The following is a 26,338-nucleotide window of genomic DNA, read 5'->3' as shown; positions in this document are numbered from 1 at the left end:
GCCATGTGCGGCATCTTCGGTTGGATGGTCGAAGCCCGGCACGCGCCGGACGAGACCACTCTGCGCAGGCTTACCGACAGCCTGGTTCATCGCGGCCCTGACGGCAGCGGCATTTGGCGAACGCGCACGCCGGATGGCGGCCACGAGGTCGCGTTCGGGCATCGGCGCCTGTCAATCATCGACCTCGGCGGTGGCCATCAGCCGATGGCGAGCGCCGATGGGCGGATCACGCTCACCTTCAACGGCGAGATCTACAACTACGTCGAGCTGCGTGAGGAGTTGCGCGGCCGCGGTCACGTCTTTCGCACCGATTCCGACACCGAGGTGCTGATCGAGGCCTACAGCGCCTGGGGCGAGGAATGCCTCGACCGCCTGCGCGGCATGTTCGCCTTCGCGCTGTTCGACGCCGAGCGGCAGCGGGTGCTGCTCGCACGGGATGCCTTCGGCAAGAAGCCGCTGTTCCTGGCCGAGAGCCACGGCCGGGTCGCCTTCTCCTCGGAGGTCGCAGCCCTTCTGGACCTCCCCGGCACCAAGCGCGATCTCGATTGGGCCGCGCTCGATGCCTTCCTGATCGACCGCTACGTGCCGGGTCCTGCGACCTTGTTCCAAGGCATCCGCAAGCTGCCGCCTGGATCTCTCGCTGTATGGCAGGACGGCGCTCTCAGCGTCCGCCGCTATTTCACACCTCCCTTCGCCACGACGCGCCCCGATGTCACAGACTTCGGAGAGGCGGTCCGGCTGTTCTCGAACACGTTCGACGAGGCCGTGCGGCTGCGGATGCGCAGCGACGCCCCATTCGGCGCCTTCCTCTCGGGCGGGGTCGATTCCTCCGCGGTCGTTGCCGCGATGAGTCGGCATGCCCGGGAGCCGGTCCGTACCTTCGCGGTGGGCTTCGCCGAAGCGGCCTATTCCGAACTCGACCATGCCCGGACGATCGCGGAGCATTTCCGCACCGATCACACCGAACGCGTGATCACCCCGCAGGATTTCCTCGACGCATGGCCCGACGCGCTCCGGGCTCTCGGGGCGCCGCTGACCAACACCTCGGACGTGCCGATCCTGCTGCTCTCGCGGCTTGCCCGCGAGAGCGTCAAGATGGTCCTCACCGGCGAGGGTGCCGATGAGTTGATGGCCGGTTACCCGAAGCACCGGGCCGAGCGCTGGACCGGCCTCTACGCGGGCGTCGTGCCGGCCGCCGTTCACGACCGTTTGGTCGAGCCCGCCATCGGGGCGCTGCCCTACGGCCTGCGCCGGATCAAAGTGCTGGCCAGCGCGCTGAGCGAGCGCGATCAGCAGGCTCGGATGCGCCGCTGGTTCGGGGGCATGGACGATGGCGACCGCGCCGCGCTCACCGGCCGCTCCAGCCTCGAAGTGATCGACCCTTTCCCTTTCTCGATGCGGACCGGGTCGAACGTTCGCCGAGCCCTGTTCTTCGACCAGACGTCGTGGTTGCCTGACAACCTGCTGGAACGGGGCGACCGCATGATGATGGCCGCGTCGGTGGAGGGCCGGATGCCCTTCATGGACGTCGAGCTCGCGCGCCTTGTCGCCCGCTTCCCCGACCGCTTCCTCACGGGGCACGCCAAGGGCAAGGCCGTGCTGCGCGCGGCGATGGCCGAGGTGTTGCCGCCCGCGATCCTGAACCGCAAGAAGGTGGGCTTCCGCGTTCCGTTCGATGCCTGGCTGCGAGGCCCCTTCCGCGATCGCCTCGGCGACCTGCTCGGCTCGGAGGCGTCGGAGACGCGGCGCATCCTCGACCCTAGCGTCCTCGACCGGCTGACCCGCGAGCATGTCGAGGGCCGGCGAAATCACGAGAAGGTGCTCTGGTCGCTGGTCAACCTCGAACTGTTCCTGCGCACCTTCAAGCCAGGTCTGGGGGCACGGCCCGCCACGGCGGCCGCGTGAGCGCGCGCCGCACGCGCAAAGTCGCCGTCTACGTCCATGGCCTGCGGGCGGGCGGCGCCGAGCGCACCGCCGCGGTCCTGGCTTCGGGGTTCCGCGCCGCTGGCCTGGACGCGACGCTGCTCGTCGACGATCCGGAGGGCGAGAACAGGGGTTTCGTCGATCCCGCCATCCGCTTCGTCGCTCTGCCCGGAGGGCATGCGGCCTCGATCCTGAAGCTGTCACGCTGGCTCGCCCGCGAGCGGCCCGACGTCGCCCTCGCCATCGACGCGTCCGCCGATGCCAAGCTCGTGGCCGCCAGCCTGCTCGCGCGCGCGCCGACACGGATCGTTCTGTCGTATCACGGCTATGAAGGCATCGTGCGCGGGCGGATCGGCCGCGCCGCCTACCGGCTTGCGCCGCTCCTGGCGCGAGCCTCGGAAAAAACGGTCTGCGTCTCCGACGGGTTGGCCCGGCACCTCGTCGCCGATTGGCGGCTCCCCGCGAGCCGTGTCGCCTCGATCCCGAACCCGATCCCGGTCGAGCATAGCCTGCCGGCCGCCGATAGCGCCGATCTCGCAAACCGGCCGTCCGCGATCCTGGCGGTGGGCCGCCTCGTGCCGGAAAAGAATTACGCCGGCCTGATCGAGGCCCTCGCCCATTGCCCGCCCGAGACACGGCTGACGATCCTCGGCGAGGGTCCGGAGCGGCCGAGGTTGGAGGCGCTGGCGGCGGGGTTCGACGGCCGCGTGGCATTGCCGGGCTACACCGAGCCGTGGGCGGCCTATGCCAGCGCCCGGGTGTTCGCCCTGACCTCGACCAGCGAGTCCTTCGGCAACGTGGTGGTCGAGGCCCTCGCCTCCGGGCTCCCGGTCGTCGCAACGACCTGCGGCGGTCCGGAGGAGATCCTGGCGCAGGGCCGCTACGGCCGGCTCGTGCCCGTCGGCGATCCCGGCGCGCTCGCATCTGCGCTCGTCGCCGCCCTGGCCGATCCTGGCGATCCGGCCCCACGGGTCGCGCGGGCCGCGACCTATGCCACCGCGCGGGTCGTGGAGTCCTATCTCGCGCTGTTCGACAGCCTGCAGGGCGATCGCTGAGTCACCTCAAGGCGCGGTCTTGGGTGCCCGCCCGAGCGCGCGTTCCGCGAGCGCCCGCGCCCGCGGATGGCGGCGCAGCCACGCCCTGGCGTGCAGCTCCGCCTTGGCCGGCAGACCGCGCAGGCCGAGGGGCCGAACCAGATCGACCAGCGCGATGGGCTCGACCCCGAACCGCCGCTTGTAGTCGTAGTTGCCGATGCTGAAATCGAAATGGCGGTGACCGCGGCCGTGCAGCCACTCCATCGACTTGTCGATGATGATTCTGCCCGGCGAGGCGTTCGACCAGACGCCCTCGGCGTTGCTGATGCGAACCATGATGTACTCGCCGTCGTGATGCAGCCCGAGCAGGGCCGCCACGACCTCTTCGCCCGCCGTGAGGGCGGTCAGAATCACCGCATCCTTCGTGGCGGGAGACTCGACGAGGTTTCGGTAGAAGGCGGCGGCATTCGGCTCGTCGAGAACGTACGTCTTGTGCGTGCTCTCCATGCGCAGGGGTTGCTGAACCTCGATCGCGCGGAGCACGTGAAGTCGCTCGGCCGGGTCGTCGATCGGGCGGAAAGCGGCGGCGGGATGGCGCTCGAACACGCGCCAAGCGCGTTCCAGTTCCTTGCGCACCGTCCGCTTGAGACTGTGGTGGTAGGCGTTCCAATCGTCGCCGGTCCGCACCACGTTCCCGTTGAGTGGGCAGGGCAGCGTGCCGAGCAGCGCCAGGGGATTCGGCCGATCGGCGATGCGCTCGGGCATCTTGCGCAGGTCGATGAGCTGGGCCGTGGGCAGGGCGCGAAGCAGGGCGCGCCACAGTTGCGCGGCCCCGGCGGCGTCACGCGGAGAGGCCGGCCCGAGGATCGGAGCATTATAATCGATCAGGCCGAGATCGGCGAAGGCGATCACCCGTCGGCCACCGCCGCCGAGCCGGATCAGCGCGAGGCTGAGGGCGTGGATGCCGGCGTCGTCATAGACGCTGACGATCAGTGGCTCGACGTCGGGACGACCGGCCATCGCCCGGTACCAGGCGTCGACGACGGTCCCATGCTGGAACGGCGTCGCGGTGCCGGCAGCCAAGGCGGCCTCCCAAGCCGCTCGCGCTGCCGTCCAATCGGTCGCCACGACGACCCGATAGGCGGCGGCACCGGCCGCCCCTCCGGCGAAGATCGGCCAGGCTGTTGCCGTTTTCGTCGCGCTCACGAAGCTCAGGCCGCCTCGAGATCGAGGATCTCGCCAAGATGCGTCCGATCGAGCCGGAAGCTGATCGGGCGTAGCGCCTTACGCTCGCGCTTGAGAGCTGGGGTGTCGCGCAGGAGGCGCTGCGCGACGCGCTTGCCCCAGAAGATCGGACCATGCGTCGCGCGGCTTTTCGGCTTGTGGCCGAACCGATGGCGCAGGATGCCGTTGGCAAGGTTGACGACCTGCGCGCGCTTATAGTCGTCCGTCCAGTATTCCATCGTCATCGAGACATTGAGGCAGTTCATATTCTCGATGCGATGCGGCGCGTTGAGCGGCCAATTCAGCATCTCGCCGGCCTTGAACTCGAAGCAGCGCGCGTGCTCGTCGTACCAGGGCTCGTAGGGCATGTTCACCTCGACGCCGAACAGCGCGATGTCCTCCAGATGCTCGGGCGCCAGGAAAGGCTCGACCGCCGGATAGATGTAGACCTTCTTGGACCCGTGGATCTGCCACAGCGACTGCCCCGGCAGGTCGGCGTGGTAGTAGACCTGCGCGTTCGGCGATGAGATCAGGATGCCGATGCTCTCGTCGATCGAGTTGAAGCCCGGCACCCGCTCGGAGAGCTCGCCGAAGATCGCGTTCACGAGATCACGATAGCGAGTATCGACCTCGGCGACCCTGCGCAGGTTGAGCCACATCCGGCCCTTGCCGATCGCCTCGATCACCTCGGCGCCGGAGAGATCGCCGATTTCACCCTCGCGCCAGAGCTTGCGCTGTCCTGGCGCCCCCATCTGAATCAGGCTGTAGTGCTGGCGTGGATAGCGGTCGATCAGGTCGGCCAAGCCGTCCATGCTGAACAGCGGCGATTTGTTCAAGCGATGCTCGATCCGCACGGGCTGGTTGCCCCATAGCTTGCTTTCCTGCTCGGTCCAGGACGTGAACACCGGCTCGGCACGCATGAGGAGAGCTCCTATCGAGTCGCGTGCCGAGGCGGCACAACGTCGTATGAAATCGAGGCGGGAGCGCCCGGAGACGCCCGCTTAAGAAGATCCATGGCAACTCTGGTGCCGATACGGCTTGAGTTGGCGGCGTGCCGCCGGCCGAGACGGGCCCGTAATCCGTGCGGACTGGGCGGCCGATCCACGCCTGCGGTAAGGCCGGTGCGATGATGATCCGCAAGACGCTTCAGTATCTGCCGGCGCAGGTCGTGGGGCCGGCGTTCCAGTTCGTCGCCGTTCTGGTTTGGACGCACCGGCTGCAGCCCTCCGACTTCGGCTTCATCGCCCTGGTCTTCGCCGTTCAGGAACTCGCCTTCACCTTGTGCCTGTCGTGGTGGACGCAGTTCACGGTCCGCTACCTGCCGGGGCTCGCCGACCGCAGCGCGTACGAGCGCAGCGAGAGCGCCGTGATCCTGCTCTCCGCCCTCGCCCAACTCCCCGTGGTGATCGTCGCCCTGGCGCTGACGGGTCATCTCGGCAGCCCGGCTCTGATCGGGGCGACGCTCGCCTTCACGCTCAGCCGCACGATCAACGTCCATCTCGGCGAGCGAGCGCGGGCACTCAGCGACGTGGCGACCTACACGATCGTCCAACTCGCCGGCCCGGTCGTCGGCTTCGCGGCCGGGCTCGCGCTGATGAGCGTCTGGCCGGACACGGTGGCCGTCGTGGCGGGCTTCGCCCTGGTGCAGACGGCGATCCTGCCGGTGCTGGCGCGCCGGCTCGGCATGCGCCTGGGCTTCCCCGCCGCAACGGCAAGAGCGCCACTGCGCGCCGCGCTCGCCTACGGCGGCCCGCTTCTGATCGCCGGCGGCTTCGGCTGGATCTGCCTCAACGGAATCCGTGTCGTCGTGGAGCGCGTCGACGGGCTCGCGATGGTCGGCCTCGTCTCGGTCGGCTGGAACCTCGGCCAGCGCCTGATCGGCGTGGTCGCGACCCTGGTCACGGCCGCCGCGTTCCCTCTCGCCGTGCAGCGTGTCGCCCGCGAGGGCGTGGGCGCTGGCATCGCCCAGGTCGGGCAGACCGCGATCCTGACGTTGGGACTGCTGCTGCCGGCCGCCGTTGGGCTGGCGCTGGTCTCGCGCCCCTTCACGCAGGTCTTCGTGGGCCAGGAATTCGGCGCGGCCACCCTGGTCGTGCTTCCGCTCGCTGCCCTGGCGGCGGCCGTCCGGAACCTCCGGATGCACACGGTCGATCAGGTCTTCATGATCGCCGAGCGGCCGGGCTTCCTGCTCGGGGTCAACGCCGTAGAGGCGGTGGCGACCGTCGCGCTCTGCGCGATCGGCGTCACGCTCGACGGCGTACGCGGAGCCTGCCTCGGCCCGCTCGTGGCGACGACCGGCTGCGCGCTCTACAGTTTCGTTGTCGCCCGCACGCAGCACGGCTTCACGATCCCTCTGCAGGCCGTCCTTCGCCTCGCGGTCGCCACCGCGGCGATGTCGGCCGTCCTGCTGCTCGACATCTATCCCAAAGGCGCCTGGGGTCTCGCCGCGCAGGTCGCGGCCGGAGGCGCCGTCTATCTCGGTCTCGTCGCGCTGACCCTGCACAAGGTCCTGCGCGCTGGCATTCCCCTCAGCCGGCCTGCTCGGTCGAGCGCGCCGTGACGAAACGGGCCACGAGGCGCGCGCCGATCTCTCGCGCCATGAGCCGCGCGAAAACGAGGTTCGTGCGCGTGTAGCGGGCGGCAAGCCGGCGAGGCTCCTGGGCAAGGCGGTAGAACCATTCGAGCCCGCTGCGCTGCAGGAGGCGCGGTGCGCGCTGGACCTTGCCGGCGACCACGTCGAACGAGCCACCCACCCCCATGACGAACGGCACTGCGAGCCGCTCGCGATTGCGCAGCATGAAGCGCTCCTTGCGCGGCGTGGGCATGGCGACGAACAGGCAATGAGCGCCGCTGGCGGCAATCTGTGCGCAGAGCGTCGTCTCGTCGGCGGGTCCAAAATAACCGTGGTGGCGACCCGCGACCACGAGGTCGGGATGGCGCCGCTTCAACTCGGCTTCGGTCGCCGACAGGACTTCCGGCGTCGCTCCGAGCAAGAACGGCCGGAAGCCCTCGGCGGCACAAAGGCCGATCAGGCCTTCAAACAGGTCGATTCCCGCGACCCGAACGGCTCGACGCTCTCCCAGGAGTTGCAGCGCCCAGACGATCCCCATCCCATCGATGCCGACGATCTCGCTGTTGCGGATGTCGCGGTCCAGTTCGCTATCCCTGCGCGCATTGACGAGCTTGGCGACGTTGAGGGCCACGTGTTGGCACGGCGTGCCCGTCCGCATGGCGTCACCCGCGAGCGCAAGCGTGCTGTCGAAGGTCAGGAGATCGACAGGCAGGCCAAGGAGCGATTTGCGCATCGAGCGTCCTATTGCACCGAGTTCGGCAAGACGGCCTTTAGATGAAATCTGTCGATTGAGAGTTGCGTCGTTATGCGATCGGGCATTGCCGATCAAGCAACTCTCGACGGTGCAGAATACGGTCTCCGACCGTCGATGATGATCGATCTGCGGAAGACCCGCTCGGGTATAATCGCGCGGCACACATGACCGTGCTCGTCAAACATTCTGGGGACGGGCAACTCGCGGCCAGCCCGTCCAGACGAGGGCGCCCGCTACATCGAGACCAGGGGCACGGTGAGCAACCCGACGGTGTCGATGACGATTTTGTGGCTGAGTGCCCCGCGGTCGAGGCTGCGGAATCGGTTGTGGGCAACCAGAATCACGACGATGTCGGCCTGGGCCGCGGCTTCCTGAAGCGTCGTCAGCTCGACCCTCGGACGGTCGGCAAGCCCCGCCGGCAACGCGTCGACATGCGGCTCTACAACCAGCAGTCGGCCGATCTCCCGCTGTGCGAGATCGCGGGCGACCTGGAGGGCCGGGCTCTCACGCAGGTCGTCGACATTCGGCTTGTAGGTCAGGCCGAGCAGCGCGATCGTCGGATCGCGGTATCGCTCGGCAACCGCCACGACACGCTCGGCGACTTGGTGCGGCTTACGATCATTGACCTCGCGCGCCGTGCGGATCAACGGGGTCTGCTCGGGCAGAGCCTCGTGGATGAACCAGGGATCGACCGGAATGCAGTGGCCGCCGACGCCGGGTCCCGGCGCCAGGATGTTCACGCGCGGATGAAGGTTGGCCAGGTCGATCACGGTCCACACGTCGAGCCCCAGCGCCTCGCAGACCGTCGACAGCTCATTGGCAAAGGCGACGTTGACGTCTCGGAACGCGTTCTCGACGAGCTTGGAGAGCTCCGCCGTCGGCGCCGTCGTCATCCGCATCGGCCCTCGGGCGAAGAGGGTGTAGAGGTCGCGCGCGGCGAGCGCGCTGCGTCGGTCCAGTCCGCCGAAGGTGCGGCCGTTATCGACGAGCTCGCGCAGGGTCTGGCCTGGCAGAATGCGCTCCGGGCAGTAGGTCAGCAGGATGTCGGAAGCCTCCGGCGCGTCGTCGGGCAGGCTCAGGTCGGGACGCGCCCGCCGTAGCTGCTCGGCGGCCCGCGCGGTGGTTCCGACCGGACAGGTCGATTCGATGATGACGAGATCGCCACGCTTGAGCACCGGGGCGATCGAGGCAAGCGCGCTCTCCACCGCCGAGACGTCGGCCGTGTGGTCGTCGCGGATCGGCGTCGGCACCGCGATCAGGAAGGCGTCGGCCGGCTCGGGAACGGTGACGGCCCGGAGGTTTCCCGCGGTCACGACCGCGCGCATCACGATGTCCAGGTCAGGCTCGACGAAATGCGCCTCGCCGGCGCGCACGCGAGCTACCGCGTCCTCCTTCACGTCGACACCGATCACCGAGAGGCCTCGCGAGGCAAACATCGCTGCGGTCGGGAGGCCGACATAGCCGAGACCGATCACGGAGATGGTCTTGAAGGTCATCGTCATGCTGCGGTCGCTCTCATCCTTGGGGGGACGGGGTGGGACAGGTGAGACGTTGCCGGGACTCGGCGCTGCAACGCTTCGATAGGGTGGCGTACGCTTCGCGGTCAGGATGAACCGCATTCCAGAAGGTCGGCGACGATGCGCGCGCTTGCACGGCCGTCGCCGTATGGAGTCGCGCCGTTGGCCATGGCGGCGTAGCGGCCTGCATCGTCGAGGAGATCGGTCACGCCAGCCACGATGGCGGCCGGGTCGGTCCCAACGAGACGGGCGACGCCGACATCGATCGCCTCCGGTCGCTCGCTCGTATCGCGCATCACCAGGACCGGTTTCCTAAGTGCTGGCGCCTCTTCCTGGATGCCGCCGGAATCCGTGAGGATCAGGTCCGCACGGCTCATCAGGGCAACGAATTCGGGATAGTCCAGCGGCTCGATGAGGCGGATCGACTCATTGTTGCCGAGTTGCCCGAAGACCGGACCGCGCACGTTCGGGTTGAGATGGACAGGGTAGACGATCTGCACGTCCGGCCGCCGGGCGAGCGTCGCCAAAGCCTTGCAAATATTGTCGAAGCCGCCACCGAAGCTTTCCCGGCGATGGCCGGTCACCAGGATCAGCCGCTTATGCGGGTCGATCCAATCGAAATCCATCTGGAGCCGGGACTGCAGCGCAGGATCGCGCGCGTTCGCCTCCGTGCAGCGCAGCAGGGCATCGATCACCGTGTTGCCCGTGACCCGGATCGCATCCTCCGGATAGCCCTCGGCCAACAGCGCGCGGCGCGCCCGCTCGGTGGGGGCATAATGACGGTCGGTAACGACGGCCGTGAGACGCCGATTGGCTTCCTCGGGCCAGGGACTGTTCATATCGCCGGTGCGCAGGCCAGCCTCGACATGCCCGACGCGCACCCGCCGGTAGAAGGCGGCCAAGGCCGCGGCCGTGCTCGTGACGGTATCCCCCTGTACCAGCACGAAATCCGGCTTCCACGTCGCCAGGATCGGGTCGAGCCGAGCCAGAATGCGGGCGAAAACTTCCGAGAGGCTTTGATCGGGGCTCATCACGTCGAGATCGTCGTCCGGGACGATCGCGAAGGTCCGCAGCACGCTGTCGAGCATGCTCCGGTGCTGGCCCGTGACACAAACACGCACGGACACGCTCGCCGATTCACGCAGAGCCGCGACGACCGGCGCCATCTTAATGGCCTCTGGTCGAGTGCCGAAGACGGTGAGAACCTTCATCTCAGAGTCAATCCGTAGTGTTCCGTTAACGACGACAGGGTCAATGAACCAATACCGTTGAAACTCATCGATCCGTTACTGCGCCCTCTCGCGGACGGCTTTGACTTAGTCTATCGAGACTGACATCGCATCGGGTCGGGCGAGAGTTTATTTTGTTATTTCGGACAGGGTAAATGCGTAGCGTCCCGATGGAAGGTGCCGCGCCAACGGCGCTGATGGCCGTCGTGTCGCGGCTCGGCCGCCTGCGCTGGTACGCAGCGCGCGTCCGCGCGATGTCGGGCGCCGAGATCCTCCACCGCTTGAACGAAGCTGGGGTGCGGCGGGCTTGGCGGCGTCGACAGCCGGCGTGGGACGAAAGCATCGGAGACGGGCCGATCCGAAGCAGCCGGCTGCTTCGCGAGCGCTTGCACGATGCGGCGTCGTTACCCGGCATCGTCGCGAGCGCGCAGTCGACGCGCTCAGGGCACCTTCAATTCCTCGGCCGAGATTGGCCTCGGGTCGATTGGAGCGCGGGTGCGGGCACTCGATTCTGGCTCCACGACCCGGTCACGGCCCGTCTTTGGCCGGGCTCGCCGACCCACGCCTTCTCCATCGACACCCGCACCACCGGGACCGATCCTAAGGGCCCCTTGCGGGGCGATGCCAAGTACGTCTGGGAGCCCGGCCGCCTGCAGTTTCTCCACCCGCTGGCTGCCGTCGGCGACGCGCGGACCGCGCTCGCGATCCTGCGCGACTTCGCCGAGACCAACCCGCCCTACGCCGGGATCCACTGGACGTCCGGGATCGAAATAGCCCTGCGCCTGGCTTCACTGACGCTGGTCTGCGCCGGCTGCGAGGCCGAGTCGTTCGCGCCGGCCGATCGGATCTTGATCCGGCGCATGGCTGCTGCTCATGCCGTCTACCTCGAGACGTTCCCCTCTTTGCACTCCTCGGCCAACAATCACCGCATGGCCGAGGGCCTCGGTCTGTTCTTGGCCGGGCGACTGTTGCCTGACATCGGGGGCGCCTGGGCTGCTGAAGGTCGCGACATCACCGAGCGGATGGCGCTTCGCCTGATCCATCCCGATGGCGGCGGAGCCGAGCAGTCCCCAGTCTACCTCGCCTTCACGCTAGAGATGCTGGCGCTGGTGGCCCTGCTGGCTGCGGAGGACGGCGCGCCCCTCGCCGCCGAGGTGCTGGAGCGTCTCTGCAAGGGTACGGCCTTCTTGCGCTCGATCCTCGACGAGGCCGGACACGCCCCGGCGATCGGCGACGACGACGAGACCCGGGTGATCGCGCAGCCGCCGGATCGGGAGCCTCGCTATGTCGCCAGTATCGTCGCCGCCTTGGCCGGCCTCCTTGGGCGCCCCGACCTCGCCCCGCCGGACCGGTCGCCGCACCTGCGCGACATCATCTTCGCCGCGCCCCGTGCCGCCGAGGTGCCGACCGAGGACATGCAGACCTTTCCTCATGCAGGCTACACCGCGTTGCGCGAGTCGATCGGCGAGAGGCGGGTTCACCTCGTCTTCGATCACGGCCCGCTCGGCTTCGGTACGCTGGCCGCGCATGGGCACAGCGACGCGCTCGCCGTCTGGCTCAGTATCGACGGCGAACCTGTGCTGATCGACGCCGGCACGTGGCTATATTTCTCGGCCGGAACCGAGCGCCTGCGCCTACGTGAGAGCCTGAGCCATAACAGCGTGAGCCTGCACGGCGCCTCTCAGAGCCGTGCCTCGTCGGCCTTCGGCTGGTCGAGTTGCGCCCGAACGCATCTCCTCGCACAGGAGCCCGGTCCGAACTGGAGCGTGACGGCGGCCCATGACGGCTATCGGAGCCGCTTCGGCCTCGAGCACCGGCGGCGCATCGCCCGCGAAGCGGATGCGATCACCATCGGCGACAGCCTCACCAGCGGAAGCGCCCCGGCCGAGATCGCCTTCCTGCTTCCCGACGCCCTCGATATCGGTCTCGACGGTCCGACGGCGACGATTTCCCGGGGCGGCAATCCGTTGCTTCGCCTGCAAGCTCCGGTCGGATTTCCGATCGCACTCCGGCGCGGGGCCGCGCAGGGCGCCGTGCGCTCGCAGGCATTCGGGGAGATCGAAGACGCCCAGCGCCTCGTCCTCTCGGGCGTGCTCGGACAGGCGGAAGCGGTCACGCGGTTCCAGTTCCAGCCGGCGATGCAGGTTGCTCCCGTGGCCCGCGATTCGCTCGCTGAGCACGTGTCCAGACCGTGAGTTGCGGAGTGGGACATCCGCGTGTCGTGCGGCAGCAGGCCAGTCCCATTCTGGGACGCGGTTGCCGTGCGAAGCTCGAGCTGAGGTCGCGATGAACATGAGTGGTGATCGCTACGTGCTCGTCCCCGCGCAGCGGGCGATGATGGACGATGCGGCACAGGGCGCCGTCGTCGATTTGCGCGGCATCTTTCAGGCGTTTCGCCGGCGTTGGTCATGGATCGTCGTGCCGGCCGTCCTGAGCGGGGCAGTGGCGCTCGTCGCCGCGCTGGCGATCAACCCGCGCTACGAGGCCTCGACGAAGGTCCTGCTCGATCCGCGCGGCAACCAGATCCTCCAGAACGACCTGCGACCGAACAACCCCACGGGCGACGAGACCGGCGCCGACGTGGACAGCCAAGTGCAGGTGATTGCCTCGACCAGCCTCCTGAGCAGGGTAGTCGAGAAGCTCAATCTCACGGCCGACCCCGAATTCGTCGACCCGCCTCCCGGCCTGTCCGCGCGCCTTCTCAAGCCCCTGCACGACATGTTCGCCACGGCCCCGCCGCCGGGGCCTCGCGAGTCTCCGATGCAGACGGCTTTGAGGACGCTCCAGAACGACATGAGCGTGCGTCGCTCCGAGAAGACCTTCGTCATCGATATCAGCGTGCGCACCAGCGATCCCGAGAAATCGGTACGCATCGCCAACGCCATCGCAGATGCCTACGTGCGCAACACCAGCGACGTCCGTTCCGAGGCCGCGCGCCGGTCGAGCGCAGAGCTGAGCGGCCGGCTGGAGGAATTGCGCAAACGCGTCCAGCGTAGCGCGGCTGCGGTCGAAGACTATCGCAAGAAGTCCGATCTGGTCAGCGCCAACGGCCGGCTGGTGAAAGAGCAGCAGCTCTCCGAACTCAATGGCGACCTGACGGCAGCCCGGACCCGCGCCGCCGACCAGCAAGCGCGCGTCGCCGAGATCCAGCGGATGGGCAGCGGAGGCAAACCGGCCGACGCCATGGCCGAGGTGGCGAATTCCGCGACGATGATCGCCCTGCGCGGCCAGCTCACCGAGGCCACTCGTGCGGAGGCGGACGCGCGCATGAACTATGGGTCGCGCCACCCGTCGATGCAGACCGCAGAGAAGCAGGTTCAGATCGTCCGCCAGCGCATCGCCGAGGAAGTCACTCGCCTGACACGCACCGCCCAAAGCGACTATGAGCGCGCCAAGTTCAGTGAGACGGCGATCACCCGCAGGATCGAGGTGTTGAAGCGCGAGAACAGCGCGGCGAACGAGGCGCAGGTTCGCCTGAGAGAGTTGGAACGGCAGGCCACCGCCGACCGCTCGGTCTACGAGAGCTTCCTCAACCGAGCCAAGGACCTCGACGAACGCCAGGCGCTCGCCAACAGCAACGCGCAGGTCATCACCCAGGCCGTCGCGCCGCTCGGCCGCAGCGGAATCTCGCGTGCTCTCATCATCGCGGGCGGCCTCGGGTTCGGCGCCATCATGGGCTTGGGTCTCGCGCTGCTACGCGATCAAGCGGACCGGACATCCGCAACGAACGGCCCGAACCGTGCGCTCCCGGCTCGAACTCCCCTGCCGATGGTCACGGTCACGCCGAGCGAGACCACCCGCGATCCCGCCATCCAGCAGGTGAGGGGCCTTCTGTCACCGTCTGCAGGGAGCGGTCCGGCGCGTCTCGTCGTGGTCGCCGGGCTCCGGGCGACGAATTCCCGGGCGCGATTGGCGCAGGTTCTGGCTCTCGTCAGCAACAACGATGGAGAGCGAACCCTTCTGATTGATGGCGACTTCGCGAACCGGACCTTGACGCAGATGCTCCATGCCGGGCGCGAGCCGGGGTTCACGGACGTCCTGGCGATGCTGCCGGAGCCGCGTTTGCCAACGCCCCGCTCCTTCAACGGCTTGCAGGTCGTCACGGCCGGCACGCATGAGACCAGCGCGGTCACAGTGAACGTGCGTTCGCTTCGCCAGGCTCTCGCTCCCTACCTGCGGCAGTCCGGGATCGTCATCGTGGATGCCGGTTCGATCAGCGAAAGCACCGACGGCTTCGCAGCCTTGGCCGACGACATTCTCGTCGTGGTCGAGGGTGGAGCAGCCGTTCAGCGGGATATCAGCGAGGCGCTCGAGGCGCTGTCGTTCAACGCCGACTGCGTCCGCGGCATTCTCATCGCAAAGGAAGCCGCTGCCTGAGGGGGCCGTTAGAAGCCCCAGCGCGGCACGCGACCCGCTCCGTCGATGAATTCGTAGGCGCTGCTTCGGTTCAGCGTGTGGAGACAAGAACCCGCCCAGGCGAGACCAGGCTCGAGCTGTGCCTCGACGGTCTGCGCGTATCCACCATCGTCGAGGCGATCGATGCGTGCCAACGCGAGTGCAGCCCCGTAACCCCGGCGGCAATCCTGCACCGGTCTGATGAGCTTCGAGCCCCGTGACACGATCCGGCCGGCCGACCGGGCCGAAGCGATATCGATGAGTACGGGATTGCGCGCATGCGGTGTCCAGGGGCCGCGAAAGTCGGGCGCCGACCAGACGTGAAGGGTGTCCGAAAACGATCCGCGCGGCGCCAGATCTCCCGCCTCCGGCACGGTCTCGCGAACGGTTGCCAGCATCCACCAGCATCCCGAATGCTCGACGAGCGTGGCATCGCTCGCCATCAGTCCCGAAAGAAGCGTCGCCTCCTTGACCCAGCCGCCGGGAAACTGGTGAGCGCGATAGAGATCGACGGTTCCCGCAGCGCAACTCTCCGGAATCATCCAGTAATCGCCGCCCTGCGCAAAAACGAAGGGATAAGAGAGGTGATATGGTTCATCGAGAACCGGGACCGGGACTCCGATCGGTCCATCAGAGTCGAATGCGACCGCTGATATGACCGCCTTGGAACGAGAGTATTCGTAATCCTCGACAAATAATATTGTACTGCCATTGTGATCGATCGGGAATGGATCGGCGTAGAATCGAGAGCCATCGTCCGGCAGATCATTCCAGCCATTGGTGGGATGAGTACCCAGATCAATCACGTCACGGCCATCGAGGTGGCGCCAACCGACACGCCAATGAGGATACCTGTATCGTAACTTCCGGAGACCGTTGCCGAGAGTGGCGAACGTTCGCCGCGCCGCATAGTCCGCTATCGCCGGGAACGAAAGATTGGTTCGAGTAGCAAACTCGGATGTCGGTGGGGTGCTCTCTGTTGGCGGCCTTAGTCCCCGCACGGCCGCAACGATCAAGGTCGTCGTGCGTGCGAGCGCATCCTCGAAGACCGTCAGGATATTGCCGTGCGCCTCGGTTCCAACCCGGGCCGACGCCACGACGTGACCATCTTCCACGAGCGCGACGTGAGGCGTATGTCCGGCCATCAATGCGGACAGTAGCGCTCCTTCTCCCGTCGCGCCCTCGAAACTCAACTGCCAGACGCGATGTCCCGCGCCGACCGGCGCATTACCAGTCAAGTCTAAGACAAGATCGCATACGTCAGTAGGGACCAACCATTCGGCGGCCATTTCCTTGGTCAGCTCAGCCCAACCTTTCGGCGATCGGCGCCCGAGTATCGCCTCGATGCTGAGGAGGGCCGCCTCACGTCTGCGCACTCCACTCGGTGCCGGCAATGAGACAACCGACACAGTCACGTTCGGTAATGCAGCGATGCGTTGGAGAAGCACTATGATCCATCGGCGGACCGCACGATCATTTACGTAGACGCCGACATTCATGTCTTCGATGCCCGAATTGAATTTTCATCGGATGCTATTTATTTTAACAAGCACATGATCCATAATTAAGTTTCGTTGAATTAACTCCCAGCACAGATGCACATTGACTGAGTGACGACGGTGATCGCACAAATCTCTGGTCGGTGCATGACCAGTTTTGCGTGCTCGGACCTCGTCTCTCGACGGCTGCTCGCCCAGTCCGGTGTTCTGCCCAGCGCACAACCTTATCCAGAGCCGATGTCGGCGCCAGACATGCGACGACCGATCTGGCTCGGAAGCTGCCATCGGGACATCCGATCATCAGGCGCTCACGCGTCCGTCACTTTCTGATCGGCACGCCCTTCGTGGTGAAACGCGGCCTGCCCGGGTGGTGCACGGGTCGGGGCTGGCCGCCCGCCTTGCCCGGACCCGAGCCCATTCCCGGCGGTTGCGAGAACGGCACGAGCTGGTCCGGCCTCGGCCCGATGAGATCCGCGCGGCCCATCGCCTTCAGCGCCTCGCGCAGCACGGGCCAGTTTTCGGGGTCGTGGTAGCGCAGGAACGCCTTGTGCAGCCGGCGTTGGCGCAGGCCCTTGATGGCGTCGACGGGCTCGCTGCCGCCGCGCCGCACGCCCCGCAGCGTGTTGACCTCGGTGTGGTACATCGCCGTGGCAGTGGCCATGGGCGACGGCAGGAAGGTCTGCACCTGGTCGGCACGATAGTCGTTCTTCTTGAGCCAGAGCGCGAGGTTCATCATGTCCTCGTCGGTCGTGCCCGGATGCGCCGCGATGAAATACGGGATCAGGTAGTATTTCTTGCCGGCTTTCTTCGCCGCTGCCTCGAACATCTCCTTGAAGCGGTCGTAGGTGCCGATGCCGGGCTTCATCATCAGGTCGAGGGGCCCGCGCTCGGTATGCTCGGGCGCGATCTTCAGGCGGCCGCCGACATGGTGGGTCACGAGCTCCTCGACATATTCGGGGCTCCTGACCGCGAGGTCGTACCGCACGCCCGAGGCGACCATCACCTTCTTGACGCCCTTCACCTCGCGGACCTTGCGATAGAGCCGGATCAGGTCGTCGTGCGAGGTGTTCAGGTTCGGGCAGATGTCCGGGAAGACGCAGGAGGGCAACCGGCAGGCCGCCTCGATCTTCGGGTCCTTGCAGGCCATCCGGTACATGTTGGCCGTTGGGCCACCGACGTCGGAGATCACGCCTGTGAAGCCCGGCGTCTTGTCGCGGATATGCTCGATCTCGCGCAGGATCGAACCTTCCGAACGGTTCTGGATGACGCGGCCCTCGTGCTCGGTGATGGAGCAGAAGGTGCAGCCGCCGAAGCAGCCGCGCATGATCGTCACCGAGAATTTGATCATGTCCCAGGCGGGGATTTTGGCGTCGCCGTAGGACGGATGCGGGGCGCGGGCGTAGGGCAGGTCGTAGACGGCATCCATCTCGTCGCTGGAGAGCGGGATGGGCGGCGGGTTCAGCCAAAGGTCGCGGTCGCCGTGGCGCTGGACGAGGGGGCGGGCGTTGCCGGGATTGGCCTCCCGGTGCAACACGCGCGAGGCGCGGGCATAGGCCTCCTTGTCGCCCACGACCTCGTCGTAGGCCGGCAGGCGGATGACGGTGTCGCCGGGGCGGCGGGTCGCGGCCTCGTCGGCGCTGTCGAGATCGTCAGCGGGCAGCTCGGTGTAGGTCTCGGGCACGCGGCGGAACAGCGCGACGCCGCGGATATCCTCGATCTCGCGCGGCGTCTCTCCGGCCGCGATGCGGTTGGCCACCTCGACCACGGCGCGCTCGGCGTTGCCGTAGATCAGCAGATCCGCCTTGGCGTCCGCCAGGATCGAGCGGCGCACCTTGTCGGACCAGTAATCGTAATGGGCGATGCGGCGCAGCGAGGCCTCGATGCCGCCGAGCACGATCGGTACGTCCTTGAAGGCTTCGCGGCAGCGCTGCGTGTAGACGATGGTGCAGCGGTCCGGGCGCGCGCCGCCCTCGCCGCCGGCGGTATAGGCATCGTCGCTGCGCAGCCGGCGATCGGCGGTGTAGCGGTTCACCATCGAATCGAGGTTACCGCCAGTCACGCCGAAGAACAGCCGCGGCTTGCCGAGCGCCTTGAACGGCTCCGCGGACTGCCAGTCGGGCTGCGCGATGATGCCGACGCGAAACCCCTGCGATTCGAGCAGCCGGCCGATGATGGCCATGCCGAAGCTCGGATGGTCGACATAGGCGTCGCCCGTCACAAGCACGATGTCGCAGGAATCCCAGCCGAGCGCCGCCATCTCGGCGCGACTCATCGGCAGGAACGGCGCCGCCTTCCAGGAAGGCGGCATTTTGCAGGCGAGGGGCGCCAGGAGTGGTGCGGCGGACGCTTGGAGTTCCATGGGCGACATCCATAGGCCGCCAGGGCCGCGATCTCAACGAACGGCAAGGGCGGCCGCCGATCTATCGAAGTGGCAGAGCCGGCAAGCAGATCGGCAGAAATCCGCCCGAGGCGGCACCGCGAGCCGAAAACCGAGCGTCGGAGTTCAGTCGCCAAGCGCCGGGCCGGGTGCCTTCGGCAACAGGCTGGCTTTCGGGCGGCTCGCGCGGAACTGTCCCTGCTCGATCGCCACGAAGGCGAGGACCGCGATGGCAAGCGACGTGAGCCACCAGATCGCGGTGAGGCCGACGCCGATGCATCCGATGGTGAAGGCCGTCGCGAAGGCAGCAATGGCGCCCGGAACCAGCAGCGAGCTGTCGCGGCCGGTCCTGCGGATCGAGGCGTGGAGCAGGAAGGCGCCGGCGAAGGCCCCGACGATGCCGAGTTCGAACCAGAGCTCGAACAGCATTGTGGTCGGCGCGTTCATCGGCAGCAGGTTCACGAAGCGCCCGCGCAGGGCCGTCTCGAAGCCGTGCCCGGTGATCAGACGCACGGGCTCCAACGTCACCAGCTTCTGCCAGACCTTCAGCGAGATGGAACTCGGCGAGGTCGATCCGAGGATGGCCGAGGCGATCGGCCGGAGCACGAAGGGCAGTAGCGGCGCGAGCACCAGCAGGAGGGCGGCAGCAATCGCGGTGATCCGCACGCCGAGACTCTGACGATAGGTCGTCAGGGCGAAAGCGAGCGCGCCGATGCCGAGCGCCAGGAGTGGTGTCAGCCCAGGTGCCAGCATGAGCGCGCCGGCTACCAGCAGCGCCGTCGCCAACGCGCCGGTGTCACGGCGGCGCGAGCGCAACCAGGCGACGGCCGGCCAGGACAGGATGGCGAGCAGGATGGCGCCGCGTTCGAGGGCGCCGTCGGCATCGCCGGCATCGCGCATCATCGCGTCGCCGAACAGCCCGATCAGAATCGCGACGATCGCCGCCGCTCCCACGCCGAGCGGCAGCAGGTAGAGGTTCGCAGAACGCATCCGGTCCGGCAGCGCGAGATAGCCGGCGAGCGTCAGCCCGAGGGTGGCGACGAGATTGGCGAGGCGTTCAGCGGCAGGCGCCGGAAACGGCGTCCAGGCTAGCGAGAGCGCAGACCAGAAGACGATCAAGATGGCTGCGGCGAAGGCTGGCGACCGGACGAGGCGGCCGACGCTCGCGCCAGGCGGCCGGTTCTTGCGGTCGATCGCGCTCGCGATGATGAGCAGAACGATGGTGATCGGCGCGAGCACCACCGTCGCGCGGCGCGAGACCTGGGCCGCGACCGGCACGATCACGAATAGCGTGAAGAACCCGATGCGGCGCAGCAGGGCTGCGGCGTCGAGGGCCGGATCGGCGGTAGAGGCGGGCGCGCGCGCCATATTCGAAACAGGTCCGGCGCGGCCAGCGGATGCTGGCTCGGTCATGCTTCTCCTAGATAACTCGCCGCCTCGACGCTGTAGGGCTCCTGCAACACCCGTGCCCCGTCGAACACGGATTCGTGAAAGCTCAGACGGCGCGCGTCACGGGCGGTGAGCGGCGGGCTCGGCGGCCCATGCCGCGGCCGAGATCGGCGATGATCCGCCAGCCACCCCAGGCCGCCAGGAAACCGACGAGGCCGGCGACCAGCCCATCGGTCGTGGTCGGCACTGCCGGCTGGTAGTCCCGATAAGCGGCGCGGGCGACGGCCATATCGGGATTCCGAACCACCGCAACCGTCTTCCCGAGCGGTGACGAGGCCGAGTCGATCTCTTGTTTCTGCGCGTCGAGCGCCTTGAAGCGCTCGACGTCGCCGCGTACCGCCTCGCCACGCCGTGCGACGAGGGCATCGGCGTTCTTGCGCAGATTCTCGATGGCGCTGTCGCGGGTATTGCCGGTGGCCTGCGCGTCCGCATCCAGCGTCGCGATCTGACGCCGCAGTTCCTCGATCGCGCCGCCGAGACGCTGAGCGTATTGCTGAGCGAATTCAGGTGCCTGCGCCGCGATGGCGGCACCGATGAGGCCGAGAGCGAGGCCGAATGTGCGGATGACCCGGAACACGATTGTCTCCTCGATTTCCCGAGGACAAAAGCATGACCGGCCTAGCTGTTCCAACCGCCCGGATCACGAAGATGCAGAGATCGCGGCCACGACGTCTTCGCGGGTGACCTCGGCGAGCGGCTTGGCGATCTTGGCGGCCGCGCTGCGCGTCTTCGGTGCCATGATCAGAAGCACCGTCTCGAAGCCCGGACAGGCCGGATCGGCGCAGACGATCTCGTTGACCTTCACGACGACGGTCTCGCCGTAACCTCCGGCCTCTCGCGCCCAGTCCTCGATCCTGCGCCGCTCTGCCTCGCCGGGGCGCGGTCTGCCGAAGCCGAACAGCGTCACGGCAAGCTCAGCGCGGAAGCGTCAGGATGCCGGCCTGTCCATCGGCACACCCGAAGGCGAGACGGCCGCCGGTGGCATCCCAGGCGAGCGCCGAGATGCCGCTGTCCTTCACGGCGGGGCGCACCAGCAGCTCGGCCGCATCGGTGAAGCGCACGAGCAGGATGCAGCCATCCTCGTAGCCGATGGCGAGCACCAGGGCCTTGGGATGGAAGGCAACGCGGGAGACGCGGGCCGGGCGCACGCCGCATTCGCGGGGCGCCTTCCCGGTCGGCCCCTCCTTCGAGTCGAAGGGCCAGACGATGGCGGCTTCCGCGCCGCTCGTCGCGAGCCAATCGCCGTCATGCGACCAGGCCGTCGAGCGCACCTTGGCCGGGTAGCCGGACATCCGCATATGGCCACGGTCGGGCTGGAGGCGCCAGCCATGGAGGGCATTCTCCTGCATCGTCGAGATGACGAAGCGGCCATCCGTCGACCACGTCACGTCGAGATGGGAGCCCTTCCACTCGACGAATTCGGCCGGCGTCTCAAGGTTCGGATACCAGAGGCTGACGCCGTTATAGTGGGCGACTGCCAGCCTGTAGCCCTTCGGCGCGAAGGCGAGCCCGCGGGCGCTGGAGGGGGCGCTGAACGTCCTCTCTCGGCCCTTGGCGTCGCGTGCCGTGACGTTGCGGCCGACCGAGTAGGCCACTCCGCCGTCGGGATGCAGCGCCAGGGCGTCGATCCAGGCGCCGCCCTTCGCGGCTGCGAGCTCTGCGACCGACCCGTCGGCCGAAATGGCCATGACCCGGCCGTCGTCGCCTCCGGTGACCAGCCGGCGCGCATCGCCGGTCGCGACCAGGATGCCGCCGTCGCCATGCGGGGCCACGATCTGCCGCTCGTCGCCGCGCACCAGCACGACGCCACCCTCGGCCAGGGCAAGGGCCACGGTGTCCTTGAGCCAATGCGCGAGGGCGACATAAGCGCCTGTGTCGAGCGGCGCGACATGATCGGTCAGGAAGGGAAGGCTGGAACTCATCCGCGCGGGCCTAATCGAGACAGGGGAGAGGTCAAGAGGACGGCTTCACGATCGCCCTGCCGGTGACGAGCGCGGCGGTCGCCGCCCAGGCCGCGAGCACCGCCATGATAACGGCCGGGATGGCGAGGGCATCGATGTCGTAATGGGTATGGGCGACCGTGCCCGCGACGGCACCCACCATCAGCGCCAGCCAGACGAGCCCGTCGCCGGCCCAGCCGAAGCGCGTACCGCGCCCAGCGAGAGCCAAGGCGATCTTCTGGCCGAAGGAGAACAGCGCGCCGGTCACAAAGGTGGTGCCCGCGCGAAATCCCTGGATATGGGCGAGCACCGCGTTCTGCGTGCCCATGGCCAGCGACAGAAACAGCGCCGCGGTGCCGAGCCGCAGCTGTTCGTGCGCGCTCAGGAAAGCCGAAGCCACGGCGATGGTCTCGAAGGCGAGGATGGCCGGCGTTGCCCAGCGCTCCGGCGCCAGCGCTGCGATGGCACCGCCCATCACCGCGCCCACCAGGAAGGCCAGGATCAGCAGGAACGGCAGCAGCGCGTGCTGTCCCTCGCCATGCCCGATGGCAACGGCGAGCTGGGTCGTGTTGCCGCTCATCAGCGAGGTGTAGAGGCCGCCGAGCCGGATGAATCCGATGGCGTCGATGAAGCCGGCGAGCGCCGTGAGCATGAGCCCGAAGGCGATCAGGATCGGTCGGCTCACCGCGCGGACTCTCCGGGAAAACAGTTCTTAACGCCAGCGGGCGAAAGGTTAACGATTCGGTTACCAGTTCGGCGCAAATCGAGGGAATCACGGTGAACGACGGCCTTAGCGGAGCCGTTGGTCCGGCGATCCGAAAGCTTTGCCGTTGCAGGGTTTCGGGTGAGTTGGAGTTCCTTCATGCTGCCCTTCGCCTGTCTTCCCGCCGCTCCCGCCTTCCGCCTCGACGGCATGGCCGATCGCGTCGTGCTCGTCGTCGAGGATGAGTTCATGGTCTGCGAGCTCGCCGCCGAGGCCCTGCATGACGAGGGCTACCGCGTGCTCACCGCCGCCGATGCGATGGAGGCCGAGCAAATTCTGGCCCACGAGCGAGTCGACCTGCTCTTCACCGATATCGACTTGGCCCACAACACCAACGGCTTGGTGCTCGCCCATCGCGCGCGCCGCCATTGTCCGGACCTGCCGGTGGTCTACACCTCGGGTGGCTGCGGTGGCCTGTCGGAAAACGAGGCAGTCTGCGACTCGGTCTTCGTGCCGAAGCCCTACCTGCCGAGCGACATCGTCGCGCTCACCAACGACATCCTGCGCCGCGCCGCGAGCCCGCATCACGTCTGAGCGCCGGTGCAACCAGAGGACAGCTCGGCAGTTTGATCAGCGCGAGCGCCTGCGCTCCCCTGCCCCCGAGACGACCGAAGGATCGCGTCCCATGCGCTCTGCCCTGCCGATGGCCTTTGCGATCCTGCTGGCGAGCGGCTGCGCTGCCTCCGCAGCCTGCGACGTGAAAGGTCTGAAGCTCGAAGAGGAGATCGTGGGCAAGAAGGAGCTGCAGGCTCCAGCCAACGAGCAGACGGTGCGCGACTTGCGCACGCTGCGCGACGCGGCGATCGTCCTCGACGCCTTCAAGTTCGAGCCGGAATGCGAGCGCCTGGTTGCCATCGTCCGCCAGCTGACGGCTCAGCCGATCAAGACGATCGAGCGCGGCGGCGACACCGACGAGGAAAAGGCCGAGGAGATCGAGCAGGAGCGCGAACCGAAGGCGCCGGCAAAGCCGAAATAATCGAAGGGCGCCTTCAGGGCTCCGTGCCCGGTCGCAACGGCTGCTCCTCGCCCACAGGGGCTTAGCCGCCGGGCTCGCCCCCGCGCTTGGCGGCAAGACGGGCGACCTTCTCGGCGATCCGACTGCGCAAGGTCTCCGACAGCTCGACATCGATCAGCCGCCAAGACCAATTGTGCAGGCGTAAGCGGAGCTTGAACTGCTGCGGCCCCTTCCGGTTCGGCGGCACGGCGACGACCACCGTGCGGAAGCCCCGCATCTCCGAGACGGTGTAGAAGGCGCCGAGCCGGCTGATCCGGTCCGCCCTCAGCCCGCTCGAAGCGAAGAGCTGAGGCGGGTTCGGCAGGTCGAGGCTCTGCGGCCAGCCGTCGTTCAGGAGATCGATCGTGGTCTGCGGCGTGACCAGCGCCTCGGCCAGCGGAAGCGCAAGTGCCCCGGCGAGATCATTGATCCTCTGGCGCTCGCGCGACTCCAAATCCGCACTGCCGACCCTGATTGCCGTCGTGAGCTGGCGCGTCAGCGATAGGCGGAGCGCCCGGAAATTGACGTGCTTCTCGACATAGGCCGTGTCGCCCGACCGGACCGCATGAGCGAGGTCGTAGAGCGCCCAAAGCGGGGTCAGCGTGAACGCGAACCAGCCGAGCGCCGCCACGATCGGGATGAGCCACCAACGCATGAAACGGCCCGCGTCACATGCCGGGCGAGAGGTCGGACGACGTCCTCACGCCTCGACCCGCCATGCCTCATGGCGGGTAAAGGCCGCCACCACGGTCTCGTAGACCGACCGTTTGAAGGGAACGATCAGACCCAACGTCGCCCCGAGCCGCTCCCAGCGCCAGGCGTCGAATTCCGGCTTATGGGCGCCGGCCGCAGGGTGGTCGATGTCTATCTCGTCATCCGGCCCCATGAGGCCGAAGGCGAACCACTTCTGGGCCTGTCCGCGATAGCGACCTTTCCAAGATTGCTTCAGCAGGTCTGGGGGCAGTTCGTAGGTCAGCCAGCCCTCGGTCTGGCCGAGCAAGGTGACCGAACCGGCGGAGACGTTGGTCTCTTCGTAGAGTTCGCGCAGGGCCGCGTCGTGCGGCGCCTCGCCCTCGTCGATTCCGCCCTGCGGCATCTGCCAGGCATGGGCCTGTGCCACGGAATCGCCGATGCCACGGCGCCGTCCGAGGAAGACCAGCCCGTTGCGGTTGAACAGCGCGATCCCGACGCAGGGACGGTAGGCGGCATCGTGCCGCTCTTGGGGCTCGGGCGGAGAAACGCTCATCACCTCACGACCATAGGCTGAGCGGTTATTCGATCGCAATGACCGGTAGCCGCCTCAATCAACGCTCGGCCGATGAGAGCTTCGTCGGAGGTGGGTTGCCGCGCAAAGCCGTGCTCACCGGGACGAGCCGGATGCCACGGCTCTCGAGGTCGCGTGTCCAGCGGGCGATGCGGTCGATGGAGAGCTGCTGAGCGCTCGCGGATGCGAGGGCGAAGCCGTTCTTCTTCGCCTGCGCTTCGAGGCGCGCCAACTCGCGGTCGATGGCGTCCGGCCGCGCCACGGCGTCGAGCACGATCTCGGCGCGGGCATTGGGCGTCTTGAACTTGGCCGCGCTCGTGGCGGCCTTCGAGCCCTGCGCGGCGCCATCGTCGATGAAGCCGAGTCCGCGGGCGGCGACTTCCTTCATGACCGGCTCCAGGGAATTCGCATCGCTCATGAGCTTGCCGCCCATGAAGTTGACGAGACCGACGAAGCCGGGGAACCGGCTCATTGCCCAGGCGAGACGGTCCAGATTCTCCGCCGGACGCGAAGAGGTCAGCAGCGTTTGCGGGCCGGGATCGCTGTCGGGATAATCGAACGGCTCCATCGGGGTCTGCAGCAGCAGTTCGTGACCGGCCTCGCGGGCGCGGGCGGCAGTCTTTTCGAGGTCCGAAGCATAGGGTGAGAGGGCGAGGCTGATCGCCGGCGGCAGGCGCGCAATGGCCGAGGCGGTCGCCGCTTGGCTGATGCCGATGCCGGAGACCAGGACCGCGATGCGGGCCGGCCCCGAGCTGTTGTCGGGACGCGCGTAGACGTCGAGCGGACGCAGGCGTCCTTCGCCGATCCGCGGCATCGTGCCATGCCGGCCGCGCTCGGTCAGGCGCGGGTCCGGCGCCGCCGAGAGACGGGTCGAATCGGGCGTCGGCACGCGGATGATCACCGCTTCTTCCGGTGCGCTCTTGCCGGCAGGGCGGGTCACCGTGACGCCGGAGGCTCTTTCGACCTCCTGGGCCGAGCTGTGGTTTGACGGCTGAGACGTCGTCTCAGGCTGAACGTCGGCGGATGCGACGGCAGCGTGCCCCTGCGCAGCGGGTGTCTCGCGAACGGCGATCGTCGCGATCGCGCGCGGCTCTCCACCGCGAGGATCGCCCGTCAATGCGAGCAGACCGATCCCGAGCACCGCGGCGCCGCCGAGGGCAGGCGCCACGTAGCGAGCATAGGGCTTCAGCACAGCGAAACGGCTCGGCTTCGGCGCGTCGACGCCGAGCGGACGGGTCAGAATATCGTCGGAAGGCACGCTCACCGCTGATCCAGGCCCAGGCGCAGCAGCGGGACAGCTTGAACGCAAGACGGCCCGCAGCATCGGTCTCAACCGACATTGCGGGCCGTCATGGTTAACGCATCGCTAATTCGCGGCGCGAAAGCCGCGAAAGGCAGCGATCC

Annotated in this window: 22 protein-coding genes; 7 read left to right on the top strand and 15 right to left on the bottom strand. The window is 67.6% G+C overall.

Features of this window, described 5'->3' with window-relative positions:
* Nucleotides 1-3 precede the first annotated feature (3 nt).
* On the top strand, nucleotides 4-1,905 hold the full coding sequence (gene asnB, locus GGR33_RS07985; protein WP_183503787.1) for an asparagine synthase (glutamine-hydrolyzing): 1,902 nt from the start codon (nucleotides 4-6) through the stop codon (nucleotides 1,903-1,905).
* On the top strand, nucleotides 1,902-2,978 hold the full coding sequence (locus tag GGR33_RS07980) for a glycosyltransferase (RefSeq protein WP_183503785.1): 1,077 nt from the start codon (nucleotides 1,902-1,904) through the stop codon (nucleotides 2,976-2,978). The genes asnB and GGR33_RS07980 overlap by 4 nt, the downstream gene beginning before the upstream one ends.
* 6 nt (nucleotides 2,979-2,984) lie before the next feature.
* Here GGR33_RS07980 and GGR33_RS26395 read toward each other — a convergent pair whose 3' ends face one another.
* Nucleotides 2,985-4,163 (bottom strand): GNAT family N-acetyltransferase, encoded by a 1,179-nt coding sequence (locus GGR33_RS26395; RefSeq protein WP_183503783.1) that lies wholly within the window; start codon nucleotides 4,161-4,163, stop codon nucleotides 2,985-2,987.
* A gap of 5 nt (nucleotides 4,164-4,168) precedes the next feature.
* Nucleotides 4,169-5,101: a hypothetical protein gene (locus GGR33_RS07970; protein WP_183503781.1), complete on the bottom strand. Its 933-nt coding sequence runs from the start codon at nucleotides 5,099-5,101 to the stop codon at nucleotides 4,169-4,171.
* Between the two features lie 206 nt (nucleotides 5,102-5,307).
* Between GGR33_RS07970 and GGR33_RS07965 the strand changes: the two genes are divergently transcribed.
* Entirely contained in the window at nucleotides 5,308-6,741 is a 1,434-nt protein-coding gene (locus tag GGR33_RS07965; RefSeq protein WP_183503779.1) for a lipopolysaccharide biosynthesis protein, read from the top strand.
* On the opposite strand, the gene GGR33_RS07960 is transcribed toward GGR33_RS07965, so the two are convergent.
* The 3 genes from GGR33_RS07960 to wecB all read right to left on the bottom strand — a co-directional run bounded on the left by GGR33_RS07960 (nucleotide 6,710) and on the right by wecB (nucleotide 10,235).
* Nucleotides 6,710-7,486: a WecB/TagA/CpsF family glycosyltransferase gene (locus GGR33_RS07960; protein ID WP_183503777.1), complete on the bottom strand. Its 777-nt coding sequence runs from the start codon at nucleotides 7,484-7,486 to the stop codon at nucleotides 6,710-6,712. The genes GGR33_RS07965 and GGR33_RS07960 overlap by 32 nt on opposite strands.
* 254 nt (nucleotides 7,487-7,740) lie before the next feature.
* Nucleotides 7,741-9,003, bottom strand: a complete 1,263-nt coding sequence (wecC, locus tag GGR33_RS07955) for a UDP-N-acetyl-D-mannosamine dehydrogenase (RefSeq protein ID WP_183504974.1) — start codon at nucleotides 9,001-9,003, stop codon at nucleotides 7,741-7,743.
* 107 nt (nucleotides 9,004-9,110) lie between these two features.
* On the bottom strand, nucleotides 9,111-10,235 hold the full coding sequence (wecB, locus tag GGR33_RS07950; RefSeq protein ID WP_183503775.1) for a non-hydrolyzing UDP-N-acetylglucosamine 2-epimerase: 1,125 nt from the start codon (nucleotides 10,233-10,235) through the stop codon (nucleotides 9,111-9,113).
* 173 nt (nucleotides 10,236-10,408) lie between these two features.
* Here wecB and GGR33_RS07945 point away from each other — a divergent pair, with 173 nt between their 5' ends.
* Together GGR33_RS07945 and GGR33_RS07940 are read left to right on the top strand one after the other, a co-directional pair.
* Nucleotides 10,409-12,448: a heparinase II/III family protein gene (locus GGR33_RS07945; RefSeq protein WP_183503773.1), complete on the top strand. Its 2,040-nt coding sequence runs from the start codon at nucleotides 10,409-10,411 to the stop codon at nucleotides 12,446-12,448.
* A 91-nt stretch (nucleotides 12,449-12,539) separates the two neighbouring features.
* Nucleotides 12,540-14,630 (top strand): GumC family protein, encoded by a 2,091-nt coding sequence (locus GGR33_RS07940; protein WP_183503771.1) that lies wholly within the window; start codon nucleotides 12,540-12,542, stop codon nucleotides 14,628-14,630.
* Nucleotides 14,631-14,638: 8 nt separating this feature from the next.
* On the opposite strand, the gene GGR33_RS07935 is transcribed toward GGR33_RS07940, so the two are convergent.
* The 7 genes from GGR33_RS07935 to GGR33_RS07905 form a co-directional block, all read right to left on the bottom strand.
* Nucleotides 14,639-16,147 carry a glucosamine inositolphosphorylceramide transferase family protein gene (locus tag GGR33_RS07935; RefSeq protein ID WP_183503769.1) on the bottom strand — a complete coding sequence of 503 codons (1,509 nt, stop codon included), beginning with the start codon at nucleotides 16,145-16,147 and terminating at the stop codon, nucleotides 14,639-14,641.
* Between the two features lie 319 nt (nucleotides 16,148-16,466).
* Nucleotides 16,467-18,506, bottom strand: coding sequence for a YgiQ family radical SAM protein (locus GGR33_RS07930; RefSeq protein WP_183503767.1), 2,040 nt, complete (start codon nucleotides 18,504-18,506; stop codon nucleotides 16,467-16,469).
* Nucleotides 18,507-18,650: 144 nt separating this feature from the next.
* Nucleotides 18,651-19,892, bottom strand: coding sequence for a peptide ABC transporter permease (locus GGR33_RS07925; RefSeq protein WP_183504972.1), 1,242 nt, complete (start codon nucleotides 19,890-19,892; stop codon nucleotides 18,651-18,653).
* Nucleotides 19,893-20,019: 127 nt separating this feature from the next.
* Nucleotides 20,020-20,550: a DUF2937 family protein gene (locus GGR33_RS07920; RefSeq protein WP_183503764.1), complete on the bottom strand. Its 531-nt coding sequence runs from the start codon at nucleotides 20,548-20,550 to the stop codon at nucleotides 20,020-20,022.
* A gap of 63 nt (nucleotides 20,551-20,613) precedes the next feature.
* Nucleotides 20,614-20,880 carry a hypothetical protein gene (locus GGR33_RS07915; RefSeq protein ID WP_183503762.1) on the bottom strand — a complete coding sequence of 89 codons (267 nt, stop codon included), beginning with the start codon at nucleotides 20,878-20,880 and terminating at the stop codon, nucleotides 20,614-20,616.
* A gap of 7 nt (nucleotides 20,881-20,887) precedes the next feature.
* On the bottom strand, nucleotides 20,888-21,895 hold the full coding sequence (locus GGR33_RS07910; RefSeq protein WP_183503760.1) for a WD40 repeat domain-containing protein: 1,008 nt from the start codon (nucleotides 21,893-21,895) through the stop codon (nucleotides 20,888-20,890).
* 31 nt (nucleotides 21,896-21,926) lie between these two features.
* The gene (locus GGR33_RS07905; RefSeq protein ID WP_183503758.1) at nucleotides 21,927-22,598 is read right to left on the bottom strand and encodes a YoaK family protein; all 672 of its coding nucleotides are present in this window, start codon (nucleotides 22,596-22,598) and stop codon (nucleotides 21,927-21,929) included.
* Between the two features lie 177 nt (nucleotides 22,599-22,775).
* On the opposite strand from GGR33_RS07905, the gene GGR33_RS07900 reads away from it, so the two are divergent.
* Both GGR33_RS07900 and GGR33_RS07895 read left to right on the top strand, forming a co-directional pair.
* Nucleotides 22,776-23,210: a response regulator gene (locus GGR33_RS07900; RefSeq protein WP_183504970.1), complete on the top strand. Its 435-nt coding sequence runs from the start codon at nucleotides 22,776-22,778 to the stop codon at nucleotides 23,208-23,210.
* A gap of 91 nt (nucleotides 23,211-23,301) precedes the next feature.
* Nucleotides 23,302-23,652 carry a photosystem reaction center subunit H gene (locus tag GGR33_RS07895; protein WP_183503756.1) on the top strand — a complete coding sequence of 117 codons (351 nt, stop codon included), beginning with the start codon at nucleotides 23,302-23,304 and terminating at the stop codon, nucleotides 23,650-23,652.
* Between the two features lie 61 nt (nucleotides 23,653-23,713).
* Here GGR33_RS07895 and GGR33_RS07890 read toward each other — a convergent pair whose 3' ends face one another.
* From GGR33_RS07890 to GGR33_RS07880, 3 genes are read right to left on the bottom strand one after another with little or no spacing between them, the layout of a single operon-like run.
* Nucleotides 23,714-24,325: a DUF2939 domain-containing protein gene (locus tag GGR33_RS07890; protein ID WP_183503754.1), complete on the bottom strand. Its 612-nt coding sequence runs from the start codon at nucleotides 24,323-24,325 to the stop codon at nucleotides 23,714-23,716.
* Nucleotides 24,326-24,370: 45 nt separating this feature from the next.
* Entirely contained in the window at nucleotides 24,371-24,916 is a 546-nt protein-coding gene (locus GGR33_RS07885; RefSeq protein WP_183503752.1) for an RNA pyrophosphohydrolase, read from the bottom strand.
* 58 nt (nucleotides 24,917-24,974) lie between these two features.
* Entirely contained in the window at nucleotides 24,975-26,198 is a 1,224-nt protein-coding gene (locus GGR33_RS07880) for a divergent polysaccharide deacetylase family protein (RefSeq protein WP_183503751.1), read from the bottom strand.
* Nucleotides 26,199-26,338 lie beyond the last annotated feature (140 nt).

The organism is Methylobacterium brachythecii (assembly GCF_014196345.1).
GTDB classification, from domain to species: Bacteria; Pseudomonadota; Alphaproteobacteria; order Rhizobiales; family Beijerinckiaceae; genus Methylobacterium; species Methylobacterium brachythecii.
The sequence above is the reverse complement of the archived record's forward strand: the minus strand, read 5'-3'. Positions and strand labels throughout refer to the sequence as shown.